Here is a 25,484-nt window from a genome sequence, read left to right as displayed (position 1 = left end):
CAACTCTTTTCTTGCTTAATTCTATGATGATTACTTCGCGTCAAACCACGTTGGTCCATATGAATATTCAACTTTAAGCGGGACTGATAGAGGCAGAGCATTTTCCATTACGTCTGGAACTATTTGTATTAGCTTTTCAACCTCGTCGTTTGGAGTCTCAAAAATTAACTCGTCATGAACTTGAAGCAACAAGCGAGTTTTCAGCCCTTCCGATTTCAATCTTTCAGCCATATCAATCATCGCTTTTTTAATAATATCGGCCGCGCTCCCTTGAATTGGGGTATTCATAGCTGTTCTTTCAGCAAAGCTTCGTAAATTAAAATTACGGCTCGTGATTTCAGGGATATATCTTCTTCTATGGAGAAGCGTTGACACAAACCCTTTTTCCCTTGCCTCCACAATAATGTCGTCCATAAAGTTTTTGACTCCTGCGAAACTCTCCAAGTAGCGTTCGATGAATTTCCCGGCTTCTTTCCGTGTAATGCCTAAGTTTTGCGATAACCCATAATCGCTAATCCCATATACAATTCCGAAATTAACCGCCTTTGCCTGCCTTCTCATATTACTATCCACTTCTTCTTCTGCAACATGGAAAACATCCATAGCCGTTTTTGTATGAATGTCCATATTATGAGTGAAGGCGGATTTTAAATTATCATCTTGGGCTATTTCGGCCAACACTCTAAGCTCAATTTGAGAGTAATCAGCCGCGAATATCACCCAATCTTCCTCAGAAGGAATAAAGGCTTGTCTAATTTTTCTACCTTCTTCAAGGCGAATCGGGATATTTTGTAAATTGGGATCGATAGAACTAAGTCTACCTGTCGCAGCAAGAACTTGGTTAAAGCGCGTATGGACCTTGCTCGTATCCTTGTGGACAACCTTTAATAACCCTTCAATATATGTCGACTGTAATTTTCCAAGCTGTCTATATATCAAAATTTCCTTAATGATCTCGTGTTCATGCTCTAATTTTTCCAATACATCTGCAGAGGTTGAAAAGCCCGTTTTTGTTTTCTTTATTGCAGGAAGCCCAAGCTTTTCGAATAAAATAACCCCTAGCTGTTTAGGCGAGTTAATATTAAAGTTTTCGCCAGCAAGTTCATGAATTTTTGATTCAATTTCTGTCAATCTTTCAGCAAGCTCTATTTGCATATTTTCTAACCTGCTCACATCCACCTTTACCCCGGTATATTCCATTTCCGCAAGTACGAGTGAAAGAGGAAGTTCAAGATCATAAAATAATTCGGTTTGCTCATTTTGATCCAGTTCTTTTAAACATGGCTCGGTTAATGCTCCGATGCCAATTGCCTTACGAACAAGATGTTCAGCAAGTATATCCCCTTCTGCCGCTTTTTTCTTCGCACCTTTTCCATATACAGCTTCGTCTGTTTTTACGTTCGTATAGTTATGGCGCTTTGCGACACCTGCGAAATCCTCTGTCGACTCAGTAGGATTAAGTAAGTAAGAGGCTAGCAATAAGTCAAAATCAATTCCTTTTAAATCGATTCCTTTTCTTCTTAATGCAACGATGGAAAGCTTGGCATCATATACTCGCTTTTTCTTTTCTTCATCTTCGGCCCATTTTTTAAATGCCTCTGAACCCAACGCTTTGTCCACAGGTAAATAAAAATCGCCTTTTTCATTGGAAAGCGCAAACCCAATCATTTCGCCTGTAAAATAGTTATCATCTAAAATCTCAACATAAAAGGCATTTTCATCGGCAAATAAATCATCTGTAATCGTTTCTACCGTTTCGTACGTAATCTCTTTTACTTCTTCAGTGACAGAATCATCTGCACCATCGATTTTATCAAGCAAAGAACTAAAACCTAACTCCTTGAAAATGGTGCTTAATTTGGTTGGATCATAGCCTTCAAATAAAAGCTCATCAACCGTAATGTCAACAGGCGCTTCCTTTGTAATGGTGGCAAGCTCCTTGCTCATGATTGCCTGATCTTTAAATTCTTCCAGTCTTTCCTTTAATTTATTGCCGCTTACTTTATCAATATTATTCAGTAGATTTTCGAGCGTATCAAATTGAACAAGCAGCTTAATGGCTGTTTTCTCACCAACACCCGGAACTCCAGGGATATTGTCAGATTGATCCCCCATCAACCCCTTCATATCGATAATTTGATCAGCGGAAAGACTATACTTTTCTTTTATATACTCAGGCGTATAACTTTCTATATCTGTAATGCCTTTTCGTGTAATGCTGACAGTGATTTTATCTGTACTTAATTGTGTTAAGTCTTTATCCCCCGAAATAACTTGAACATCGAAGCCTTCTTTCTCAGCCTGTGTCGCAAGTGTTCCGATAATATCGTCCGCTTCATAATTCTCAAGTTCATAACGTTTAATACCATATGCATCAAGTAGCTCCCTTAAAAATGGAAACTGCTCCGAAAGTTCCGGCGGTGTTTTTTGCCGTCCACCTTTGTATTCTTTAAAAGTAGAATGACGGAAAGTTGTTTTCCCCGCATCAAATGCAACAAGAATATGGGTAGGTTTTTCTTCCTCGAGAACCTTCATTAACATCGTCGTAAATCCATAAACCGCGTTCGTATGTATCCCCTTGTCGCTACTTAGAAGCGGCAGTGCAAAAAAAGCCCGATACGCAATACTATTCCCATCAATCAACATCAATTTCTTCTTCATTAAAAAACCTCCTAGTGGAGCAGACTCGTCCAAATTATTCTATATATTATTTTAGCACGTAGGAATGGGAATGTGAAAACATACAGGTGGAGGTTGGTATTAACTTATTCCCGACTGTTACTGGTCGTTGAGCCGGGTTTACTGGCCGTCTCCGTTAGTTTACTAGCCGTTGTCCCAGATTCACTCGTCAACATTGAAGACTTGTCCAGTTATATTAGAATGAAAAAAATACCGCACAGTTTGACCGTGCGGTATCGTTTTTATTTTGTATAGCCCATCAATATACGGGCATATGGTGAATCGGAAGGAATGACGATGACGGTATCTTCGCCGATTGTTTTCTTATATGTTTCTAATGTACGGAAAAGATTGTAAAATTCCTTATCCTTTGAAAAAGCTTTATTGTAAATTTCAGCGGCTTCTCCTTCACCTTCTGAGCGAATGATTTCTGCATCTGCCTCAGCTTTCGAAAGCATTTCACGGACTTTTCGATCTGTCTCTGCAGTGATTTTGTTTTTTCTAGCATCACCCGTCGATAAATATTCCTGTGCTTTAGTTTCCCGTTCTGAAACCATTCTTGTATAAACAGATTTTTCATTTTCCTCTGGTAAGTCTGTCCGTTTTGTACGAACATCGGTCACTGTAATGCCGTATTGATCCCTCGTTAATAATTCATTTACTTTTTCTGTCACTCTATCATTTAAACTACCACGGGAGGATTTTTCATCATTTATGATTTCTTCATAATTTAATTGACCAAGCTCAGCACGAACGATGGAGTAAATGAACTCTTCCATACGGGATTCCGCATTTGCAACTGTTCTAGCATTGGAAATCATTTGTCTTGGATTATCGATCTTCCATATTGCATAATTATCAATGATCATACGTTTCTTATCTTTTGTATTTATTTCAGCCTGTGAAACATTATACGTCATTTGATATTTCGGTAAAGATGAGACACTTTGAATAAAAGGGACTTTAAATGCCAAACCCGGCTCACTTTTAATGTCGACTACTTCACCAAACTGACGAATAACTTTGTATTCACCTTCTTTTACGATAAAAGCGCTAGCCATTAGTAACATTAATAGAACTATCAGTACTAGGAAAAGCAATCCCGTCTTAACATATTTTCTCCATTGTAAATCCGCACTCTTCCGTGATTCCAAATCGACTACTTTTTTATCCATTATTCTTTTTTCCCTCCTTCTTCATTGGATGGCTTTGCCTGTTCTTTTTCCAATGGACGAATTGGGAAGTATTTCAATGTGTTTCCATCGTCGTTCATAATATAGATTTCTGCGCCGGGTAAAACTTGTTCAAGTGTTTCTAAAACCAATCGTTCACGAGTAATTTCAGGGTTTTTCTTGTACTGCTCATACAATTTATTAAAAACAGCTACGTCCCCACGGGCAGATTGAAGCCTAGCTTCTTTTTCCCCCAGCGCCTTGGAATTTATAGCTGCTTTTTCACCCTCTGCTTCATTCATACGCTTATTTTCATACTTCTTAGCTTCGTTAATCTTAGTGTTCATCGTTTCGCGCGCATCCGTAACGGCTGTAAAAGCACTGCGAACCTCTTGGTTTGGCAGCTCAACATCTTTTAAATTTACAGCCAAAATAGAAATCCCAATATCATATTTTTCGAGTAAGGTAGTCAGCAAATCTCGAACCTCTGCTTCAATTTCAGCCTTACCTGATGTTAAAGCATCATCAATTTTAGAACTTCCGATAATACTCCTCAGAGATGCAGATGTTGCATCATATAAAATTTCTTGCGGCTTTTCCGAATTAAATAAATATTTTTTCGGATCGGTGATTTTCCATTGGACAACTAAATCAGCTAGAACAATATTTTCATCACCAGTAATCATTTTGGTTTCATTCATCTTACCGTTTTCTTCTTTATAGCCGAAATCTAGCTTCAATGTTTCACGCGCCAATTTTTCTACATTTTGAATTGGCCAAGGTAATTTAAAATGAAGTCCAGGTTCGGTTATCGTTTCATCTGCTTTACCAAACGTCATAATTACAGCCTGATCCGATTCATCAACCGTATACCAAGATGTAAATACGACGACAGAAAGTACAATGATTGCGATGATAAGTCCTGTTACTGTATATACTCTCTTTAAACTCATGGTTCACTATCCTTTCTACTAATCTCTCAGTCATGTTATACGATTATGATCATAATAAGTTTCATTTTGCCTTAAAAATAAAAATAAGATCCAGATTGAATGAACCTGGACCTTACGGAATTATATTTTTATATTTGGATATTAATCTTCATCAGCAGTTTCAAGATGCTGCGGAGGGCACACTTCAAGGGCACCCTTAATGACTGTTTCCTCCTGTTCATCCGTTGCTAGGACTTGGATGATAACGCTGCTGCGGTCTCGATTGATTTTTACAACTTCAAATAAAAATTGGACAGTGTCATAGTGGTAAACAGGTTTAACAAACTCAATTTCCTGCTTTAAAATATGTGAGCCTGGCCCTGGCATGTACTTGGAAACTGCGGAGGTGATAATGCCGGTAAGCATAATAGCTGGTACAATCGGCTTTTTATAGTTTGTCTGTGAGGCATAATCGTGTTGAATGTATAACGGATTAGCATCATTTGTTAAACCTAAAAAAAGCAACAAATCCTTATCCTCAATTTTCTCCGTCAGCGTTAATTTCTCACCGGTCGAAATTTCCTCTAGCCTTCTGCCAAGCTTACGTTTTTTACCCAATAACAACACATCACCTCATCCTTAATCAATGACGCCTTGGCGGAATTGCGCCCGGATTTTTATCCAGCTTAGGCCAACACGACGTTGGTCACACAAGCGTTGCGACAGGACGTCGCGCTCTTAGCTTGTGTTCCTATAATTCCTTTAAAAATCCGTGGCATCCGCCAGAGGCGTTAACTAAATTCAGCAAATGTATTCTTTATTAGTAATGAAGGTTCAATTGCTCTTGCCACATTAATAATAGTAGGAATTCAGCTGAATTAGGTTAACCGCTTACATGTGGTTTGGAATTATAATACCATGAAATGAAGTGCTATAAAAGTAAAAATACCATTCAGAACAAAAATCAAACGAGGACTTTCATTACTTCACGAACAGAATCAGCAGATTTTTGTAAAGCAGACTTTTCTTCTTCAGTTAGATCGAGCTCGATGATTTTTTCAATGCCTTCTTTTCCAAGGATTGTAGGGACTCCGAGGTAAATGCCTTCAAACCCATATTCGCCTTCAAGATAAGCGATCGATGGCAAAACACGACGCTGATCTTTTACGATCGCTTCGACCATTTCAACTAACGAAGCAGCTGGAGCGTAATACGCACTTCCGTTACCAAGAAGATTTACGATTTCACCGCCGCCTTTTCTCGTTCTCTCTACAATAGCGTCAAGACGGTCCTGTTGAATTAATTTCTCAAGTGGAATTCCACCAGCGTAGGAATAGCGAACAAGAGGAACCATATCATCACCATGGCCTCCTAGAACAAATCCTGTTATGTCTTTTACAGAAAGGTTTAATTCATTGGCAACAAATGTTCGGAAACGTGCAGTATCGAGAACACCGGATTGACCAATTACTCGATTCTTAGGAAAACCTGATTCTTTAAATACTGTATATGTCATTGCATCTACAGGATTTGTTAAAACAATGATATAGCAGTTGGGAGAATGCTTTACGATTTCCTTCGTTACACTTTTCATTACCTTTTGATTCGTTTGCACTAAATCATCACGGCTCATACCTGGCTTTCGGGCAATTCCTGCAGTGATGACCACAACATCGGAGTCTTTCGTATCTTCATAATTCGAAGTACCGGTAATATTAGCATCAAATCCTTGGACAGGGCCAGCTTCAAGCATATCAAGTGCTTTTCCTTTTGTCGGATTTTCCATTTGCGGAATATCAACAAGGACAACATCACCGAGTTCTTTCTGTGCAAGTAAGAATGCTGTAGTGGCTCCAGTAAACCCACCGCCGATAACTGAAATCTTTTTCCGTTTCAAAGTCATGAGTTCCCTTACCTTCCTTTTTAGAATAAAAAATATATAAGATTCGAGCGCAAAGCCAAGAAATGGCGTTTGCGCTCGTAATCAGTATTTATAATATTTACTCCATATTTTCAATCAAAGCAGTTGCAAATTCGGAAGTTTTCACTTCAGTTGCGCCTTCCATCAAACGCGCAAAGTCATAAGTAACTACTTTGGATTCGATTGTTTTTTCAACTGATTTAACGATTAATTCAGCTGCTTCACCCCATCCAAGATGTTCAAGCATAAGTACACCTGAAAGAAGTACTGAAGAAGGGTTTACTTTATCAAGTCCTGCATATTTTGGAGCAGTACCATGAGTTGCTTCAAAAATGGCGTGTCCTGTTTCATAGTTGATGTTTGCTCCTGGAGCAATTCCGATTCCGCCAACTTGAGCTGCAAGTGCGTCGGAAATATAATCTCCATTCAGGTTCATTGTTGCAACTACATCAAACTCTTTCGGACGAGTTAAGATTTGCTGTAAGAAAATATCAGCGATGGCATCTTTAATGATAATTTTTCCAGCAGCTTCTGCATCAGACTGAGCTTTATTAGCTGCATCTGTTCCTTGCTCTGCTTTGATTTTATCATATTGATCCCAAGTGAATACTTTGTCGCCGAATTCTTCTTCAGCGAGTTCATATCCCCAGTTTTTAAATGCGCCTTCTGTAAATTTCATAATGTTGCCTTTATGAACAAGTGTTACAGATTTGCGGCCTTCTTTAAGGGCATAATTGATAGCTGCACGAACAAGGCGTTTCGTACCTTCTGCAGAGACAGGCTTAATTCCGATTCCAGAAGTTTCTGGGAAACGAATTTTGTTAACACCCATTTCTTCTTGAAGAAATGTGATTAATTTTTTTACTTCTTCGGAACCTTCTTTGTATTCGATACCAGCATAGATATCTTCTGTGTTTTCACGGAAAATAACCATGTCTGTATCTTCAGGGCGCTTGATAGGTGATGGAACACCTTGGAAATAACGAACTGGACGCAAGCATACAAATAGATCAAGCTCCTGGCGTAAAGCAACGTTCAATGAACGAATTCCTCCACCGATTGGAGTTGTAAGTGGTCCTTTGATTGCTATGAAATATTCACGAATTGTATCAAGCGTTTCTTCAGGAAGCCATTCGCCAGTTTTATTAAAGGCTTTTTCTCCTGCATAAACTTCTTTCCATTCGATTTTCTTTTCGCCTGCATAAGCTTTTTCGACCGCTGCATCCATTACTCTTTGAGCTGCAGCCCAAATGTCAGGACCGATCCCGTCTCCTTCAATAAAAGGGATGATTGGGTTATTCGGTGTATGTAAAACACCATTTTCTACAGTAATTTTTTCACCTTGTGACATAATTTTCCCTCCATTTACGATCTCAACTACTAATACTATCAGAAAAACAGACTATTTTCTAGATTAGCCTATCAACGTTCGTCGATTGGCACATACTTTCTCATGCCTGGACCTGTATATTCAGCACGAGGACGAATCAAGCGGTTATTCTCATATTGTTCAAGAATATGTGCGAGCCATCCTGATACACGTGATACAGCAAAAATAGGTGTAAACAAATCGTGGTCAATTCCTAGACTATGATAAACAGAAGCTGAGTAGAAATCTACATTTGGCGGCAATGGCTTTTGGGAAGTAAACACTTCATGCACTTTAGTAGAAATTTCATACCATTGTGGTTCACCAGTAATTTCAGTAAGTTTCTTCGACATTTCTTGCAAATGTTTTGCACGTGGATCCCCATTGCGATATACACGATGTCCGAAGCCCATAATTTTTTCTTTATTACTTAACTTGTCTAAAACATATTTTTCAGCATTTTCTGGGCTGCCAATTTCAGTCAGCATTTTCATAACCTGTTCATTTGCCCCGCCATGAAGAGGACCTTTTAAAGCACCAATAGCAGACGTTACTCCCGAATAAACATCGGAAAGTGTTGCTACACAAACACGCGCTGTAAATGTAGAAGCATTTAATTCGTGATCAGCATGAAGAACTAATGCTTTATCAAAAGCCTCGATTTCAATTTGTTCCGGCTCTTTACCTTTTAACATATACAGGAAGTTTTCAGCAAAGCCGAGGTCTTTACGTGGAGCAATCGGAGTAAGTCCTTTCCTCACTCTCGCAAAAGCCGCTACGATAGATGGTAATTTCGCTTGCAAGCGAATTGCTTTTCGGTAATTAGCTTGCTTTTCCATTACATCCGCTTCTTCATCATAAAGGCCGAGAGCAGAAACCGCCGTACGAAGGGCTGCCATTGGGTGGACTTTATCGATTGGGTATGTTTTAAAGCTATCAATTATTTCTTGAGGGAGTTCCATATTATCCACTAATTGTTGTTTAAGCTCTTGTAACTGATCACTATTTGGCAATTCTAAATGCCATAATAAGTAAATGATTTCTTCAAAGCTTGCTTTTTCCGCCAAGTCATCAATATTATAGCCAACATATGTAAGAGTGTCGTCTATGATTGAACTTATAGAGGAGGTAGTTGCCACTATACCTTCTAATCCGCGTGTTGCCGTCATAAAAATAATCTCTCCTTTATCTTTCTTTTCTAACAAAAATAACTATAAAATCTTAATAAAAAGACGATGTGGATGCATACATATTCTATTATAGAGGTAGCTTGTCTATAAATTCAATATATGTATTCTTCTTCCTTAGACATTATAACCAAAACTATCCTGTTTGGAAATGGAAACGCTTATTAATACATTAAAAACAATGGTATAATGATTGAAAGTTAGAGCGTATTTGAAGTGAGGTGGCGATATGAAGCGTGAAAATGTTGATAAGATAGTCCGTTTTTTTCTTGTTGTCGGAGTAGTATTCCTATCTTTAGTCTTACTTTATTATATTTCTAAAGTAACGTATCCCTTTATAATAGCGATTGCCATTGCTATGATGATCAATCCCGCTGTTCACTTCTTAGAAAAAAAGTGGAGATTCCCTAGGGCACTGGCTGTACTAACTTCATTGCTCTTAGTAATTGCAATATTTACCGGTCTGATCACATTATTAATTGCAGAGATTGTGTCAGGGGCAACTTATTTCTCTAACGTTGTACCAGAACATGCAAAAACATTAATCAATTATTTCGAAGATCTATTTGCAGGACAAGTTATTCCTTTTTACAATAATATTGCCAGTATGTTCAAAGGACTTGATAGTGGTCAGCAAGAAACGATAATGGAAAGTATAAAAAATACTGGAAATAAAATTACGGAAAGCGCCACAGCGTTTTTGCAAAATTTCTTTCTGAAGTTGCCCGCCCTTGTTTCTTGGATTCCAAATGCTGCTACTGTTCTAGTATTTTCTCTATTGGCTACCTTTTTTATTAGCAAGGATTGGGATAAACTTTCGAATTGGTCTAGTCGTTTCCTTCCCGAGAAAGCAAAATCAAGTGGCAAAACTGTTTTTGCAGACTTAAAAAAAGCACTTGCCGGATTTATAAAAGCACAGTTAACCTTGATTTCTATTACACTCGTTATCGTTTTAATCGGACTTCTGATTTTACGTGTTAATTATGCCATTACAATTGCTCTTGTAACAGGAATTGTAGACTTGCTTCCTTATTTAGGTACTGGAATTGTGTTTATTCCTTGGATCATTTATGAATTATTAACAGAGAATTATGGAATGGCACTGGGGCTCGGCATTCTATACACAGTCGTCGTCGTTCAGCGGCAAGTGATGGAGCCAAAAATTCTTTCTTCAAATATCGGTATGAATCCATTAGCTACCCTTGTTGCCTTATTTGTTGGCTTTAAGATCTTTGGATTTTTAGGGCTTATTATAGGACCTGTAACACTAGTATTAATTACGACCCTCCATAAAGCAAATGTCTTTAAGGATATTTGGGCGTATATTAGAGGAACTCCTACAATAATAAAATAAAGAGAGCCTTTGAACGAGGCTCTCTTTATCTATAAATACGAATATGCTTGCTGCTTATCCAATTTTTAATTATTTTTAATAGAAACGGTCTCATAGTATTTCTAGTAACGGGAAGAAGAAGAAGCAGACCAACGATATCGGTCATGAAGCCCGGACTTAATAATAGGATGCCTGCAAGAATGCATACTCCGTCTAGCATAGCAATTCCTGGAGGGATTCCTGAACGCAAATCATTCTGGACCCTTTTCAATGCTTCCAACCCTTGCTTTTTAGCTAAGTATGCACCCAGTATTCCTGTAATAATGATTAATCCTACAGTGGGGAAGATTCCAATTGTTTTCCCAGAAAGAATAAAAAGCCCAATTTCTAGAGCTGGAAGAACAATAAAGATAAGAATAATATATTTCAAACGGACTCACATCCCGTCATTTTTTTTACATTATAACATTTTCTGCCTTAAAAAATAAAAATGTCGGACTTGAGAATCCGACATTTTTTTATTGTTACAGTACGCTTGCATGTCCGTTGTAAATTATACCTCTAGTGGCGTCAACTGTGATTTCCTGACCATCTTTAATGACTTTTGTCGCTTCTTCAACACCCACGATTACAGGGATGCCCAAGTTTATGCCCACTACAGCTGCATGGCTTGTTAATCCGCCTTCTTCAGTAATCAACGCGGAACAATTTTCTAATAAGGATACCATTTCCCTATCAGTCCCGATCGCAACCATGACGGAGCCGGGAACTATCTTTTCTTTTGCTTCATTTGCATCTTTCACTATTACGGCTTTTCCAAATGCTGATTTTCTTCCAATTCCTTGTCCTTTAGCCAATACATCGCCGACAACATGGACTTTCATTAAATTGGTTGTCCCTTTCTCACCTACCGGAACGCCACCTGTAATAATGATCAGATCTCCGTGTTGAACTAGACCAGTATTTAAACTTTCAGAAACTGCGCGCTCAAGCATTTCATCCGTAGAGGAAACTTTTTGTCCCATTTGAGGGTAAACGCCCCATTTCAAGGATAGACGGCGAACAATTGCTTCGTTATACGTAACGGCAATAATTGGAGCTTTAGGACGATATTTAGAAATCATGCGAGCTGTATGTCCACTTTCAGTAGGCGCCACAATAGCATTAACTTCTAAATTAATAGCAGTATGGGCAACAGATTGGCAAATTGCATCTGTCATATTCGGCTCACTGTTTTTTCTTAAATAATTGACTATTTCTTGATGATCCAGAGCTTTTTCAGTTGAAACAGCAATATTATGCATCGTTTGAACGGCTTCGACTGGATAAGATCCTGCTGCTGTTTCTCCCGATAGCATAACTGCATCAGATCCGTCTAAAATAGCATTTGCAACATCACTTGCCTCTGCTCTAGTAGGTCTTGGGTTACGTTGCATAGAATCAAGCATTTGTGTGGCAGTGATGACTGGTTTGCCTACTTCATTACACTTTCTAATCAATTGCTTTTGAACTAAAGGTACTGCCTCAGTAGGAATTTCCACACCTAAATCGCCACGTGCCACCATTAGTCCGTCGGAAACGGCTAAGATTTCGTCGATATTGTCTACGCCTTCTTGATTTTCAATCTTAGGAATAATATTAATATAGGAACCGCCATTTTCTTCAAGCAGCTGTCTAATCTCTAATACATCCGTCGCTCTTCTTACAAATGAAGCGGCGATGAAATCAACGCCTTGCTCAATTCCAAATAAAATATCCTTTGCATCCTTTTCGGTCATTCCAGGAAGATTAACAGAGACACCCGGAACATTTACACCTTTTTTATTTTTCAATGTACCGCTATTTAACACTTTCGTAACAAGTTCACTTGTCTCTCTCTTAATTTCTACAACTTCAAGAGCAATAAGACCATCATCCAATAGGATTTTAGAGCCTTTATGAACATCATTGACTAATCCAGGATAAGAGATTGAGAATTTTTCTTCTGTTCCCTCGACCTCTTCCATTGATACGATGGTGGTTGAACCTTCTATTAGTTCAATTGCTCCATTTTTCATGTCATGTGTTCTTATTTCCGGACCTTTTGTATCTAACAAAATCCCGATATTTTTTCCGGTTTTTTTGGCAACTTCTCGAATATTGATAATTCTGTTTAAATGTTCTTGATGATCACCATGCGAAAAGTTTAATCTTGCTACATTCATGCCCGCATTGATAAGCTGAAGTAATGTTTCTGGATTTTCACTTGCTGGTCCGATAGTACAAACTATTTTTGTTTTCTTCATTATTTTTTCCTCCTAAGATCTAAAGACGCTTACTAAATATGTAAATTAGGTTAAATGGATAATACTTGTGATAAATCATACATGTCTTGGGAGAATGTTCGTGGCTGCCCAAGTACACTTAAAATATCATTATCAATAATTTTATCCTTCTCAATTCCAACTGTTCTTCCGCCTTTTCCTTCCATAAGCAGTTCAACCGCTCTCGCACCAAGTCTACTTGCTAGAACACGATCGAAACCTGTCGGAGTTCCTCCCCTTTGGATATGTCCTAAAACAGACACCCTCGTTTCAATATCAATTGATTTTTTAAGTTCTTCAGCAAAATCGTTGGCACTCATTACGCCTTCAGCAACAATGATAATACTATGTTTTTTACCACGTTTTTGTCCACTGCGCAGGCGCTCAGCAATATTTTCCATATCGTGTTTTTCTTCTGGTACTAGTATCGTTTCAGCTCCGCCTGCAAGACCAGACCAAAGTGCGATATCTCCTGCATCTCTTCCCATTACTTCGATAATAAAGGTCCGCTCATGAGATGACGCCGTATCACGGATTCTGTCAATTGCATCTAAGACGGTGTTCAATGCGGTATCAAATCCAATAGTAAATTGAGTTCCGGCAATATCATTATCGATTGTAGCTGGTACACCGATGCAAGGGAAGCCTTGTTCAGTCAATGCTTTAGCACCCATAAAAGATCCATCTCCACCGATAACAACTAGGGCATCAATGCCGAATTTTTTTAGTTGCTCAATTCCTTTTTGCTGCCCTTCCTTCGTCTTAAATTCATTGCAGCGTGCTGAGCGGAGCATCGTACCACCACGATGAATAATATCTCCGACCGAACCAAGTTCAAGCTGTTTTATATTTCCATTGATTAAACCACTATATCCTTGATATATCCCATATGCCTCGAGTCCATTATATATTGACTTTCTTACTACGGCTCTTATGGCTGCATTCATGCCTGGGGCATCTCCGCCACTTGTTAAAATCCCTATTTTTTTCACTATTGCCACCTCGATGTTCGAATATAATAAAAGATCTTAGTCTTACTATGAATAAAAATAGATTTCAATTACTTTAAAAATACCATTTTATCGACAGTTTCTCAAATTTTTCACTAAAATGATACAAAAAGCTCGAAACATAAGAAAAGCGCAAGCGCTTGCTCATCGATGTAAAAACTTCAGGGCCTTCGACTGAGATAAAGGAAACACGGCGAGGGACGAGTTAGTGAAATTGGCACTTCAAATTTCACCTGATGTTGACTTATCGTAGGGAGAAGGACAGGAAGTTTGCTAGTCGATAGGCTGCTTGCGCTGGACAGCGAAAGCCTAAATTCAAAAATTCCGACTAAAAAAACTTATACCTTCTCGAAACATTAAAGAAGGCATTGCGCTAAGAGGCAATACCTTTAAAAATGAATATTTTCATATTGGTTTGTTTCCGTATATTTACCCATACGTTTATATTTTTGATATCGATCTTCAATTAGTTTTTCGACTGGGACTGTTTGAAGCTGTTGAAGAGCTTTTAATAGCACTTGGTCAATTTCCTTCGCTTGTCCTTCCACATCCTTATGGGCCCCACCTTTTATTTCTGGAATGACTTCATCAATTATACCAAGTTCGATTAAATCAGTAGCTGTGATTCTCATTGCTTCTGCTGCCTTCTTGGCCAAAGATGCGTCCTTCCATAATATTGATGCCGCTCCTTCTGGAGTAATAACGGAGTAGGTCGAATTCTCCAGCATAAAAATGCGATCACCCACTCCTAAGGCTAGAGCACCACCACTTCCACCCTCTCCGGTTACAATACAAATTATTGGAACCGTTAGTCCGGCCATTTCAAAAAGATTTCTTGCAATAGCTTCACTTTGTCCACGTTCCTCAGCAGCTTTTCCTGGATAAGCACCTTTCGTATCAATAAAGCAGATAACTGGACGGTTGAATTTCTCAGCTTGCTTCATGAGTCGTAATGCTTTCCGATATCCTTCGGGGTGAGGCATCCCAAAATTACGGCGGATATTTTCCTTCGTATCTCTTCCGCGCTGATGTCCCACAACGGTCACTGGAATCCCTTTATACTTCGCGATTCCACCAACGAGGGCGGTGTCATCACCGAACACCCTATCCCCATGAAGTTCTAGAAAATCAGTAAACAGTAATTCGATATAGTCTAATGTTGTCGGCCTGTTGGCATGTCTGGCGACTTGGACACGATCCCAAGGGGCCATATTTTCATATACATCTCTCTCAAGGTTCTCTAATCGCGCTTCAAGTTTATCAATTTCTTCCGATAAATCTACTTCAGAATTTTTCGTGAACTCCCTGAGCTCTGCAATTTTATTTCGAAGTTCAAGTACAGGTTTTTCAAATTCCAATCCATTTACCATGTGAGTTCACCTTCTTGCTGATGGATTTCAAGTACAGTCGTTAATTTTTCTTTTATATCTTTTCGGTGAATTACAGCATCGAGCTGGCCATGTTCAAGAAGAAACTCTGCGGTTTGGAAATCATCGGGAAGCTCTTCTCGGATTGTTTGCTCAATTACTCTACGGCCGGCAAACCCAATTAAAGCACCAGGCTCTGCAAAATTATAATCTCCTAAAGAAGCAAAGCTAGCCGATACTCCACCAGTTGTTGGATGAGTCATAAACGATATGATCAATCCACCCTTATCACTAAACATCTTTAACGCCGCACTTGTCTTAGCCATTTGCATTAATGACAAAACACCTTCCTGCATTCTTGCTCCACCAGATGCGGTAAAGATTAAAAATGGAACTTCCATCTCCGCGGCCTTCTCAATAGCCCTTGCTATTTTTTCACCTACGACAGAACCCATACTCCCCATTCTGAAATGCGAATCCATAATAGCGATGACAACATTTAAGCCGTTTATAGCACCTTTTCCAGTTAAAACCGCTTCATCCAAATTCGAGTTCTTCTTGTCTTTTTCTAATTTCTCTAAATAGCCTGGGAATCCAAGTGGATTTGCAGACGAAATATGTTCTTCAAACAGAACGAATGACCCTTCATCAAGAAGACTTTCCGCACGTTCATATGCGGTCATTCTCATATGATGATCACAGTGCAGGCACACTTTTAAGTTTTTTTGTAAATCTTTTGTATACATTATTTTTCTACATTCTGGACATTTTGTCATAATTCCTTCTGGAACATCTTGTTTCGCTGCTTCAGATGGAATGGCTGCATATTTTTTCTTTTTAGGTTTAGAAAAAAGGTCCTTAAGCAATCTGAGTCCCCCTAAAAAACGACTTTTATTAATTAATGATTATTTTAATCTACTAGATGCGGAAACGACTAGAGTCCTTTCTCTCATAAATAGCGATTGCCTTTTCCGAATTCCCTTCAATAAGTGCATCTAGAAATGATATTGCACTACTCTGATCAAGCTGGACATGGTCGTCCATAATTTCCGCAGAATAGCTTTTCAATACATCCCAAATCCTATATAGAAGGCGATTACTTTCCAACTCCATAATCCTATCAAAAAGGATTGCACTATCAAGATCATCATTCTTTTTGAGGATTTGTAACTGCCCTTTATCTGACATAGAACAAATATTTCGAATGATATCTTTTTCAAGGAGTTTTTTAGTTTTTGTTATATCATTTTTTACATTTGGATCTTCTAATATAAACATGCCAAGCAGTTTGATAAGTTGGTTATTTTTAAAGTCTCCCAAAAAGGTTCCTTCTCCTCTTCGGGTTTCAATCAGTCCTAAAAGTTCAAGTGATCTAAGAGCTTCACGGACTGAGGAGCGGCCAACCTTGAGCCGCTCTGTTAATTCACGTTCAGATGGAATTTTATCTCCCTGCTTTAAACCATCGTTCGTTATCATCTGCCTTATATCTTTTACGATGCTTAAATATACTTTTGATTGGCTCAATATTCTCACTCGCCTTTTCCTATCACTGCGAGCCTCATCGTCTTTTTCCTAACTTCTTCCGGATCGACCTTTATACGAGCAACCCCTGTTTCCATTGCGGCTTTCGCGACTGACGCTGCAACTTGAGGAGCCACTCTAGGATCAAATGGAGCTGGTATGACATATTCGGCTGTCAGTTCTTCTTCGGAAATCAAATTAGCAATGGCCGAAACCGCTGCTTGCTTCATTTTTTCATTGATATGAGTGGCCCTAACATCAAGAGCTCCCCTAAAAATCCCCGGGAATGCAAGAACATTATTTACTTGATTGGGAAAATCTGATCGTCCGGTTCCAATCACTTTTGCTCCTGCTTCAATAGCATCTTCGGGCATTATTTCAGGTTCCGGATTTGCCATTGCAAAAATGATTGGATCTGGATTCATTGATTGAATCATTTCTTTTGTCAGTGCTCCAGCAACCGAAACACCAATAAAAACATCTGCATCCTGAATAACATCCTTCAGGCTGCCACTCATTTTATCCCGATTCGTATATTTGGAAACAGCTGTTTTGACATCATTCATGCCTACTGGGCGACCTTCATAAATCGCACCTTTCGAATCGCACATGATAATATCACGCACTCCATAGCTATATAAAAGTTTAATTATGGCAATACCTGCAGCTCCTGCCCCATTTGCCACGACTTTTATCCTTGACATTCTTCGCCCGGTTATTTTGAGTGCATTCACGAGACCTGCCACTGTTACAATCGCTGTACCATGCTGATCGTCATGAAAAACTGGGATATTGGCTTCTTTCTTCAATCTTTCCTCAATAACAAAACAATTAGGAGCAGCGATATCTTCCAGATTCACTCCCCCAAAATTAGGCTCTAGAATCTTGACAGTTTGTATAATTTCTTCGATATTATTTGTATTTAAACAAATGGGAAATGCATCAACACCGGCAAAACTTTTAAAGAGAACTGCCTTTCCTTCCATAACAGGCAAGGCTGCTTCCGGACCGATATTCCCTAGTCCTAAAACGGCAGTCCCGTCAGAAACAACTGCTACCATATTGCCTTTCATTGTATAATCGTATACCGTTTCAGGTTTTTCGTAAATTTCCTTACAAGGCTCTGCTACACCAGGTGAATATGCAAGACTTAAATCTTTTGCATTTTTCACTTCAACTTTTGATTTGGATTCCAGCTTCCCTTTGTGAACCTTATGCATATGCAGTGCTTCTTCACGCAAAGTCAAAGAGTTTCACTCCTTCTTTTTCACTGAAAGTGCCGCCTTGATCAAAAATAGTCGCTACATCATCCTAAGTCAAGAGTGGTCTGACCACAAAAGCTTCTAAAACAATATATCATATTTTTGTCCATTTGAAAAAATAATTTTAGGCTCTTTTCTCTAAATGGTCGCTGTAATAAAAATTTTAACGAAGAAAAATCAAAAATGAGCCTTATTTTAAGATGACACAATCATTTCCGAGCAGGGCCTTTATTTCATTTAATACTTCACTTGAGGGATCTATCCAGTCTTCCACCGATAATTTAATTGTTTTCCTTGTCGTTTCATAATGGAGGACAATAGCAGTTTTTCCTTTATACTTTCGAATAAGTTCATGTAATGAATGAAGTGTTTCCCTTGTATGCAATTCAGCTCTGATTTTCAAATATAAGATTGCGGGATCTTTCAATTCACTCGCTAATTGAATATGCTGGATAATAAATTGAAGGCCGCCATCCCTACTCTCAATATTCCCCGAAATGAGGACAATTTCTCCTTCTTTACAAACTAAGCTGAAACGTTTATAAGTTTCAGGAAAAACCACTCCCTCCATATCTCCCGTCTGATCACTTATCTTAATAAATGCCATTAAATCCCCTTTTTTTGTTCTGATTGTTTTTACGCTCGTTATATATACTCCTGCAGACACTTTTCTTTGATTTGGTTTTAATTCGATGAGCGGGGCTGTTCCCTCGGACTGGAAACGTTCACTGTACATTGTAACAGGATGATCTGAAATATATAGGCCGAGCGCTTGTTTTTCGAATAACAGTTTTTCAGTAGAACCGATCGGCTCTACATCAATATATTTAGGTTGAATGTGGAACATCTCCGTGTTTTCAAATAGATCAGGCCCATCTTCAATTGGCCTCATCAATTCAGCATGTTCCATAGCTACATCTAAGGTGGCTAATAAAACTGCTCGGTCATACCCAAATTCATCAAATGCTCCAGAGTGAACTAGAGCCTCCAATATATTTCGATTAATAGCCCTTTGGGGAACTCTTAGGCAAAAGTCAAAAAGATCCTTAAATGGTTTAACGCTGCGTATTTTGATAATTTCTCTTAATGTAGCGACGCCAATCCCTCGAATAGCTGCAAGGCTAAATCTAATTCGAGTTTTTTCAGCAATAAATGGATATTGACTACTATTTACGGATGGGGGCAAAACCTTAATCCCCATATGCTTCACTTCTGAAATGTATTCGGCCATTTTATCTTCATTTCCAATGGCGGAAGTGAGTAATGCTGCCATAAAATCATTAGGAAAATTGGCTTTTAAATAGCTAAGTTGCCATGAAATCATACTATAAGCTACTGCGTGACTTCTGTTGAATCCGTAATTTGCAAAACGAACAATTAAATCGTAAGTCGCATTTGCTATTTTTTCATCATGTCCTTTTTTTAATGCTCCATCAACAAAGTGTTTTCGTTCACGGTCCAAGACCTCTTTCTTTTTCTTACTTACCGCCCTGCGTAGTAAATCAGCTTCACCAAGTGTAAAACCCGCCATAACAGAAGCAATTTGCATAATTTGCTCCTGATATACGATGACACCATAAGTCAACTCTAATATAGGTTTTAAATCGGAATGAAGAAACTGAACTTCTTTTTTGCCATGTTTGCGGGCAATGTAATCAGGTATTTTCTCCATCGGTCCGGGTCTGTATAAGGCATTGACTGCTACAATATCCTCGAATTCAGTAGGACCTAGTTCACGAAGAACTTTTCTCATTCCTTCCGATTCCAATTGGAAAATACCAGTAGTTTCCCCTTTTATCAGCATGGCAAATGTTTTCTCGTCATAGAAGGGAATTTCTTTCGGGTTTATTTTTTTCCCTATTCGTTTTTCAATGCTTTTAATGACCCTTTCAAGCAAAGACAAATTGCGCAGGCCAAGGAAATCCATTTTTAATAAACCTATTTCCTCTAAATCCTCCATTGGAAACTGAGTTAAGTATGTACCAGTCTCGTCACCCTGAATCGGAATGATATTTGTAAGAGGATTCTCGGAAATGACAAGCCCAGCCGCATGTGTGGACGTATGACGAGGAAGGCCTTCTATTTTTAATGCTGTTTCATAAAGTTTTCGATTGAGCTCCGACTCGTTTACGAAAGCCTTTAAGCCATCTGACACTATATACGCTTGCTTAAGGCCTGCACCGCCTAATCGTGAAGGAATAAGCCTAGATAACTGATCCATTTCCTTCGTGTTCATCCCAAAAACGCGGGCGGTATCCCGCATAGCAGCTCTAGTGGCGAAAGTTCCAAACGTAATGATTTGCGCTACATGCAACTTGCCATATTTTTTCATAACATATTCAATGACTTCATCACGTCGATGGTCGGGAAAATCAATATCGATATCTGGCATACTGATCCGTTCAGGATTTAAAAACCGTTCAAATAACAACCCGTGTTCAATTGGATCTACATCTGTAATACCTAAAACATATGCGACTAATGATCCTGCAGCAGAACCACGACCAGGTCCAGTTAAAATGGAATGTTCCCTTGCGAATTTCATAAAATCCCAAACAATTAAAAAATAATCATTAAAACCCATTCTTCCTATAATGTCTAATTCGTATTTTAAACGATCAAAATAGCGTTGGTCGGGATGAACAACTCGCTTTTTCAACCCGCTTAAACTTAATTCTTGCAGTAATACTCCCGCTTTTTCCCCATCTTTTAGTGGGTATTTCGGCAAAAGCTCTTGATTTGTTTCAATCATGACATTGCAGCGTTCAACGATTTTCAGCGTATTTTCTAATGCGTCTGGCATATCAGAAAATAAATCCGCTATTTCTTGCTGACTTTTAAAGTAATATTCGTTTTCTTCACCTTGTTGTTCCTGAAAATTCGATAATTTTTCACCGTCGCGGATGGCTTTTAAACATGTGTACGCAAATGAATCAGTTTTTTCTAAAAAGCGAACATTATTCGTTGCTGCAAGCGGTATGTTCATTTTTCCGGCTAATGAATGAATGGCTTTATTCAGTAAATTATCTGATGCAGTTCCAAAGTTTTGTACCGACAAATAAAAGGAGTCAGCCTCAAATAAATCGGAAAAAGTATTTACATACGCAGCTGCCTTATCCATATGACCTTGAGAGATAAGTTCTCCAATTTCTCCATTACGCCCCGGAATTAAGCCAATTAACCCACTAGAAAGAGATTGAAGCTTATCTAGAGAAATACGCTCTTCTTGGGAAGTTTTAATATAACTCGATATTTTCAATAAGTTTTGATAGCCTTTATTGTTTTTCGCTAACAAAACAACAGGATAAACTTCATCTTTCTCTACAAATATTACATCGGCAGTCATACCTATAATCGGCTTAATCTTAGCCTTGACACAAGCTTTATAAAATGGCAGTACACCATACATTGCATTATGATCAGTAATGGCAAGTGCGGGGAAGTTTAATTCTTTCGCCTTGTCCACAAGGGATGAAATGGAGATGGTACTGGATAACAAACTGTATGCGGTTGAAATTTGCAAATGGGAAAAAATCATTTTCCTCACCTTTCCCTATTTCTATCTTCTTTCAAAAATATTAAATGTATCTTCATCCTTCTTCTATTATGGACCAGCACGCAAAAAAAGAAAATATGTTCGATTTCTCTTTTTCATACAATTACGCTTTGTCCCATATATTCAATAATAATGGAATCTTATGAAATTGGAGATGGTATCATGGATGAGGCTTTCTTTCCTACTTTTTTTAATAGCTTTTTTATTGCCTTTGGTGTCATGCTGGGAGGTTCATTGATTGGGGGTCTCGCTGCTTTTATTACGGGTGAGCCGCTACTAACGGAAATATATAAAATTGGTGGCAGAATAAGAATTTGGGCCATTGTTGCAGCTATAGGCGGGACATTTGATACGGTTTATAGCTTTGAAAGGGGATTTTTAGAAGGTGGTACTAAAGATATCTTCAAACAATTTTTATGGATTTTATCGGCAATGGGTGGTGCAAAATCCGCAGCCCTTATTATTAGCTGGCTTACACAGGAACATATATCATGAGAATTCCACCTCTTTACAGAAAGCCCACATGGCAGCGTTTTTTGGGAGGCGCCGCTGTTGGCGGTTGTATTAGTTGGTTCATATTTTTATTTATGTTTGGTGTGATGCAGGAAAGGAATGGCATCTTATTAGAAGAACAGTCTAAACAAATAAATATATTACAAAACCAAATAAAGATTTGGCAGGAGGATTACCAGGAACTTAATAAGAAAAATGAGGATATGCTGACGGTTCAAGAAATAAATGTAAGATTAGTCAACTATGAAAAGTATAACATACAAGATAGGCAAAGTATTTTCAATGTTGAAGAAGACGTACAAGAAGATTTAAAATCCTTGCTGGCAAAAGATTTAAGTACAGTCAATAAAAATAAAGATATTATTAAAAAAACAATTGAAAATAAGGTTATGAGTATTAATGGAAAACGATTCAAGCTAGTCGTAAAGGAAATGTACTTTTATACGACCATTCAAATTACAGTTGAACTAAGGTTGGCCGGATAACGTTCCGGCCCCTTTTTTACTTTTTACAGATTTCTTCAATTGCCATCTTAACTTTTTCCACTTCGGTCCAGGAATAGACAGATGCTCCGGCAGCAAGCGGGTGGCCTCCGCCATTATATTGCATTGCAATTTTATTGACAATCGGCCCCTTCGATCGCAGCCTAACTCGAATTTCCTTCTCTTCTTCTATAAAAAAGCACCAAGCCTTAATTCCTTTTATGGTGCCGAGTGAGCTAACGAGAATCGATGCTTCCGAAGCAGATACATCAAAGGAAAGAAGTGTATCTTTCGTTAACTCAATTGTTGCAGCCCCATCTGCATTCATTTTAAAATTTTCATATACGTAACCTTGCAGCTTGATTAATTTTGGCTCCAGCTCATACATATCGTTGAATAATAGAGTTCGATCAAACTTGTAGCCGATAAGCTCACCTGCATAGTCAAACGTCTTTTTTGTCGTACTTGGATATATAAACCGGCCAGTATCCCCTACAATACCTGAAAAAATGAGTCTCGCTGCTTCGTCCGTCATTTTTAACCCTTCGTTTTTCCCATGAAGATACAATTCATATATCATTTCGCTTGTAGAAGATGCGGAAGTATCAACCCAAAGTAAATCCCCATATCGATCTTCATTTGGGTGATGGTCAATTTTAATTAGCATATCCCCTAATGTATAGCGCTCATCGCAAATTCGTTCTTGATTCGCAGTATCACAAACAATGACTAGCGATCCCTTATAATGTTGTTCAGTAATCGTATCAGGTATGAATAAATAATCTAGCGATGTATCCCTCTTTCCTACAACATAGATCTTTTTTTTAGGAAATGAAGCTTTTAAAATTTCCGCAAGCCCCCCTTGTGAACCATACGCATCAGGGTCCGGCCTTACATGCCGGTGAATAATGATCGTCTCGTATTGTTTTACTGCCTCTAATATTTTTTGCTTCATAGTGTGCCCCCTTTTCTAATTGGACATTTTGTCATTCAATGTTCATTTCTCTTAAGTAGAATTTTAGCCTTTTTATCGTTACAATAAAAGAATAATAACGTTTAGACAGAAATGGAGGCCATTCATACGATGCCCTTTTTGGTTTTCTTTATCATATTATCGTTTTCTTTTTATGTATTTTACAAAATAAAGTATGTACGCAGTAAAAGACCGATGGAGAAAAAAATGCTGAATGGAAAATCTAGCGTAGCGCTGGGACTATTCGTCGCATTATTTGGTATAAACCAGCTCTTTCTTTATCATACAACAATTACATATGTGATCGCTGCTGTTTTTATTTTGCTTGGTGGATTTAGCGCATGGGTCGGATTTAAGGCATATCGTCACCACGTTCCATATGCAATAAGAGAAGCAGAAGAGACGAAATAAGAATGTCGAGAGGCTATTTCAATTATGGAAATAGCCTCTTTATTTCTAGGTACAGCGCCTTCCTCTTTTCGTTTTTACTTATCTATTAACTTACACATTAAAAGAGCCTTCCCAATTAACTCAGTTCCATTTAGCACTTCTACATCTACCTTGCCAAATTTCCTTCCAGCTTCAAGGATTTTAGGCTGAACTACAAGAACACTTTCCATTTGGGCTGGTTTCAGAAAATAAACAGTCATGTTTTCGACGGCAAGTTCTCCTTTTTTTTGTTGCCTGAAAATACGGTTTGCTGCTTCTACTACAATAGATGTAAATACCCCATAAGAAATCGTTCCAAGCTGGTTTGTCATTTGCGGTGTGACCTCAAACAAAAATGAAGTATCCCCAGTGTTTTCCCAAGCTGAAAGCTGTTTCGAAACCGTGTCGTCAATCGTCTCTCCGACATGAGGCTGACGCTGAATCATTTGTAGGGCTTTTAACACATCTTGCCTACTGATAATCCCTTCGAACCGCTGTTGTTCATTGACGACAGGCAATACTTCAATCCCTTCCCATATCATCATATGTGCTACTGAGGCAACACTTGTTTTCATTCCTACGGTTAATGGATTTTTCGTCATAACCCGATCAATAGACAATAATTCATCTTGTCCAATTACATCTTTTCCCGTCACGATCCCGAGCACTTTCTGATTAGAATCAATGACGGGAAAGCGGCTATGGTTCGTTTCTTTTTTCTTATTATACCAATCTTCAACAGTATCCTTAACTGTCATCGATGCTGCTTTATCTGGTGTAGTTAGAATATCTTCCACTAAAATTATTTCTTTTTTTATAAGCTGGTCGTAGATGGCCCTGTTAATCATGGTAGCTACTGTAAACGTATCATAGCTTGTCGATAAAATAGGGAGCTCCAACTCATCGGCAAGTTTTTTAACAGCGTCACTCGTATCAAAACCACCTGTAATTAAAACTGCTGCACCTGCTCTTAATGCATGCTCATGTACTTCCGTTCGATTTCCAACAATCAATAAATTTCCGGCACCTGTATACCTCATTATCGCGTCAATTTTCATTGCACCAATGACAAATTTCGTAAGTGTCTTGTGAAGACCTGCTTTCCCCCCAAACACTTGACCATCAATGATATTAACAATTTCAGCAAATGTCAGCTTTTCAATATTTTCTTTTTTCTTTCGCTCTATACGAATCGTCCCAACACGTTCAATTGTACTGACGTATCCTTTATTTTCGGCATCTTTGATTGCTCTATATGCTGTTCCTTCACTAACTTTCAGGACCTTAGCAATTTGCCTTACCGATATTTTTTCCCCTATCGGAAGACTATCAATATGGCGAATAATCTGTTCATGCTTTGTCGACAAGCTTTTCACCCTTTTCTCCTACCAATCAATGTATCTTTATTATAGCGAGAAAAGGCACTAATTAGCAATTTAATAAGAAATGCGTAAGCGCCTTGCTCATCGACGTAC

At 38.5% G+C, this 25,484-nt stretch carries 21 protein-coding genes; 4 read left to right on the top strand and 17 right to left on the bottom strand.

The annotated features are described in order from the left end of the window. Window positions 1–30: 30 nt before the first annotated feature. The 7 genes from polA to citZ form a co-directional block, all read right to left on the bottom strand. Complete coding sequence (gene polA / locus NQ185_RS09710) at window positions 31–2,661, bottom strand: DNA polymerase I (protein WP_257581473.1); 2,631 nt, start codon at window positions 2,659–2,661, stop codon at window positions 31–33. A 260-nt stretch (window positions 2,662–2,921) separates the two neighbouring features. Then, entirely contained in the window at window positions 2,922–3,854 is a 933-nt protein-coding gene (gene hflC / locus NQ185_RS09705; protein ID WP_257581472.1) for a protease modulator HflC, read from the bottom strand. Then, the gene (gene hflK, locus NQ185_RS09700) at window positions 3,854–4,804 is read right to left on the bottom strand and encodes an FtsH protease activity modulator HflK (RefSeq protein ID WP_257581471.1); all 951 of its coding nucleotides are present in this window, start codon (window positions 4,802–4,804) and stop codon (window positions 3,854–3,856) included. Before hflK ends, hflC begins: the two co-directional genes overlap by 1 nt. Before the next feature lie 141 nt (window positions 4,805–4,945). Then, window positions 4,946–5,407 carry a MaoC/PaaZ C-terminal domain-containing protein gene (locus NQ185_RS09695; RefSeq protein WP_257581470.1) on the bottom strand — a complete coding sequence of 154 codons (462 nt, stop codon included), beginning with the start codon at window positions 5,405–5,407 and terminating at the stop codon, window positions 4,946–4,948. A 340-nt stretch (window positions 5,408–5,747) separates the two neighbouring features. Continuing rightward, window positions 5,748–6,686 carry a malate dehydrogenase gene (gene mdh / locus NQ185_RS09690; RefSeq protein WP_257581469.1) on the bottom strand — a complete coding sequence of 313 codons (939 nt, stop codon included), beginning with the start codon at window positions 6,684–6,686 and terminating at the stop codon, window positions 5,748–5,750. Window positions 6,687–6,783: 97 nt separating this feature from the next. Further along, window positions 6,784–8,055, bottom strand: a complete 1,272-nt coding sequence (gene icd / locus NQ185_RS09685; RefSeq protein WP_257581468.1) for an NADP-dependent isocitrate dehydrogenase — start codon at window positions 8,053–8,055, stop codon at window positions 6,784–6,786. A gap of 71 nt (window positions 8,056–8,126) precedes the next feature. Further along, entirely contained in the window at window positions 8,127–9,242 is a 1,116-nt protein-coding gene (citZ, locus tag NQ185_RS09680) for a citrate synthase (protein WP_257581467.1), read from the bottom strand. A 247-nt stretch (window positions 9,243–9,489) separates the two neighbouring features. Here citZ and ytvI point away from each other — a divergent pair, with 247 nt between their 5' ends. Continuing rightward, window positions 9,490–10,614 (top strand): sporulation integral membrane protein YtvI, encoded by a 1,125-nt coding sequence (gene ytvI / locus NQ185_RS09675; RefSeq protein ID WP_257581466.1) that lies wholly within the window; start codon window positions 9,490–9,492, stop codon window positions 10,612–10,614. A gap of 25 nt (window positions 10,615–10,639) precedes the next feature. On the opposite strand, the gene NQ185_RS09670 is transcribed toward ytvI, so the two are convergent. The 8 genes from NQ185_RS09670 to dnaE form a co-directional block, all read right to left on the bottom strand. Beyond that, on the bottom strand, window positions 10,640–11,023 hold the full coding sequence (locus tag NQ185_RS09670) for an FxsA family protein (RefSeq protein ID WP_257581465.1): 384 nt from the start codon (window positions 11,021–11,023) through the stop codon (window positions 10,640–10,642). 94 nt (window positions 11,024–11,117) lie between these two features. After that, window positions 11,118–12,878, bottom strand: a complete 1,761-nt coding sequence (gene pyk / locus NQ185_RS09665) for a pyruvate kinase (protein WP_257581464.1) — start codon at window positions 12,876–12,878, stop codon at window positions 11,118–11,120. Between the two features lie 50 nt (window positions 12,879–12,928). Continuing rightward, complete coding sequence (gene pfkA, locus NQ185_RS09660) at window positions 12,929–13,888, bottom strand: 6-phosphofructokinase (RefSeq protein WP_257581463.1); 960 nt, start codon at window positions 13,886–13,888, stop codon at window positions 12,929–12,931. A gap of 407 nt (window positions 13,889–14,295) precedes the next feature. Beyond that, the gene (accA, locus tag NQ185_RS09655) at window positions 14,296–15,276 is read right to left on the bottom strand and encodes an acetyl-CoA carboxylase carboxyl transferase subunit alpha (RefSeq protein ID WP_257581462.1); all 981 of its coding nucleotides are present in this window, start codon (window positions 15,274–15,276) and stop codon (window positions 14,296–14,298) included. Further along, entirely contained in the window at window positions 15,270–16,139 is an 870-nt protein-coding gene (accD, locus tag NQ185_RS09650) for an acetyl-CoA carboxylase, carboxyltransferase subunit beta (RefSeq protein ID WP_257581461.1), read from the bottom strand. The genes accA and accD overlap by 7 nt, the downstream gene beginning before the upstream one ends. A 52-nt stretch (window positions 16,140–16,191) precedes the next feature. After that, window positions 16,192–16,806 (bottom strand): FadR/GntR family transcriptional regulator, encoded by a 615-nt coding sequence (locus tag NQ185_RS09645; protein WP_373370797.1) that lies wholly within the window; start codon window positions 16,804–16,806, stop codon window positions 16,192–16,194. Further along, window positions 16,803–18,041: an NADP-dependent malic enzyme gene (ystJ, locus tag NQ185_RS09640; RefSeq protein WP_257581458.1), complete on the bottom strand. Its 1,239-nt coding sequence runs from the start codon at window positions 18,039–18,041 to the stop codon at window positions 16,803–16,805. Before ystJ ends, NQ185_RS09645 begins: the two co-directional genes overlap by 4 nt. Before the next feature lie 205 nt (window positions 18,042–18,246). After that, a complete protein-coding gene (gene dnaE, locus NQ185_RS09635; RefSeq protein ID WP_257581457.1) occupies window positions 18,247–21,594 on the bottom strand; it encodes a DNA polymerase III subunit alpha in 3,348 nt (1,115 codons plus the stop codon). A gap of 180 nt (window positions 21,595–21,774) precedes the next feature. Here dnaE and ytrH point away from each other — a divergent pair, with 180 nt between their 5' ends. Further along, on the top strand, window positions 21,775–22,107 hold the full coding sequence (gene ytrH / locus NQ185_RS09630) for a sporulation membrane protein YtrH (RefSeq protein ID WP_257581456.1): 333 nt from the start codon (window positions 21,775–21,777) through the stop codon (window positions 22,105–22,107). Next, complete coding sequence (gene ytrI, locus NQ185_RS09625; RefSeq protein ID WP_257581455.1) at window positions 22,104–22,610, top strand: sporulation membrane protein YtrI; 507 nt, start codon at window positions 22,104–22,106, stop codon at window positions 22,608–22,610. Before ytrH ends, ytrI begins: the two co-directional genes overlap by 4 nt. Window positions 22,611–22,626: 16 nt before the next feature. Here the strand turns inward: ytrI and NQ185_RS09620 are convergent, their stop codons facing one another. Next, the gene (locus tag NQ185_RS09620) at window positions 22,627–23,562 is read right to left on the bottom strand and encodes a DHH family phosphoesterase (protein ID WP_257581454.1); all 936 of its coding nucleotides are present in this window, start codon (window positions 23,560–23,562) and stop codon (window positions 22,627–22,629) included. Between the two features lie 129 nt (window positions 23,563–23,691). Between NQ185_RS09620 and NQ185_RS09615 the strand changes: the two genes are divergently transcribed. Beyond that, window positions 23,692–23,991 carry a YtpI family protein gene (locus NQ185_RS09615; protein WP_257581453.1) on the top strand — a complete coding sequence of 100 codons (300 nt, stop codon included), beginning with the start codon at window positions 23,692–23,694 and terminating at the stop codon, window positions 23,989–23,991. Window positions 23,992–24,065: 74 nt separating this feature from the next. Here the strand turns inward: NQ185_RS09615 and NQ185_RS09610 are convergent, their stop codons facing one another. After that, window positions 24,066–25,376: a CBS domain-containing protein gene (locus NQ185_RS09610; protein WP_257581546.1), complete on the bottom strand. Its 1,311-nt coding sequence runs from the start codon at window positions 25,374–25,376 to the stop codon at window positions 24,066–24,068. Between the last annotated feature and the right edge of the window lie 108 nt (window positions 25,377–25,484).

The sequence above is a fragment of the Lederbergia panacisoli genome, from assembly GCF_024626525.1.
GTDB classification, from domain to species: domain Bacteria; phylum Bacillota; class Bacilli; order Bacillales; family Bacillaceae_C; genus Lederbergia; species Lederbergia panacisoli.
Note: the sequence above shows the minus strand (reverse complement) of the source record. Positions and strands in the feature narration are given on the sequence as shown.

What these genes read in the sequence shown, in the direction of transcription:
- polA (WP_257581473.1), bottom strand. Translation starts at nt 2,661, where the DNA reads ATGAAGAAGAAATTGATGTTGATTGATGGGAATAGTATTGCGTATCGG.
- hflC (WP_257581472.1), bottom strand. Translation starts at nt 3,854, where the DNA reads ATGGATAAAAAAGTAGTCGATTTGGAATCACGGAAGAGTGCGGATTTA.
- hflK (WP_257581471.1), bottom strand. Translation starts at nt 4,804, where the DNA reads ATGAGTTTAAAGAGAGTATATACAGTAACAGGACTTATCATCGCAATC.
- mdh (WP_257581469.1), bottom strand. Translation starts at nt 6,686, where the DNA reads ATGACTTTGAAACGGAAAAAGATTTCAGTTATCGGCGGTGGGTTTACT.
- icd (WP_257581468.1), bottom strand. Translation starts at nt 8,055, where the DNA reads ATGTCACAAGGTGAAAAAATTACTGTAGAAAATGGTGTTTTACATACA.
- citZ (WP_257581467.1), bottom strand. Translation starts at nt 9,242, where the DNA reads ATGACGGCAACACGCGGATTAGAAGGTATAGTGGCAACTACCTCCTCT.
- ytvI (WP_257581466.1), top strand. Translation starts at nt 9,490, where the DNA reads ATGAAGCGTGAAAATGTTGATAAGATAGTCCGTTTTTTTCTTGTTGTC.
- pyk (WP_257581464.1), bottom strand. Translation starts at nt 12,878, where the DNA reads ATGAAGAAAACAAAAATAGTTTGTACTATCGGACCAGCAAGTGAAAAT.
- accA (WP_257581462.1), bottom strand. Translation starts at nt 15,276, where the DNA reads ATGGTAAATGGATTGGAATTTGAAAAACCTGTACTTGAACTTCGAAAT.
- dnaE (WP_257581457.1), bottom strand. Translation starts at nt 21,594, where the DNA reads ATGATTTTTTCCCATTTGCAAATTTCAACCGCATACAGTTTGTTATCC.
- ytrH (WP_257581456.1), top strand. Translation starts at nt 21,775, where the DNA reads ATGGATGAGGCTTTCTTTCCTACTTTTTTTAATAGCTTTTTTATTGCC.
- ytrI (WP_257581455.1), top strand. Translation starts at nt 22,104, where the DNA reads ATGAGAATTCCACCTCTTTACAGAAAGCCCACATGGCAGCGTTTTTTG.
- NQ185_RS09620 (WP_257581454.1), bottom strand. Translation starts at nt 23,562, where the DNA reads ATGAAGCAAAAAATATTAGAGGCAGTAAAACAATACGAGACGATCATT.
- NQ185_RS09615 (WP_257581453.1), top strand. Translation starts at nt 23,692, where the DNA reads ATGCCCTTTTTGGTTTTCTTTATCATATTATCGTTTTCTTTTTATGTA.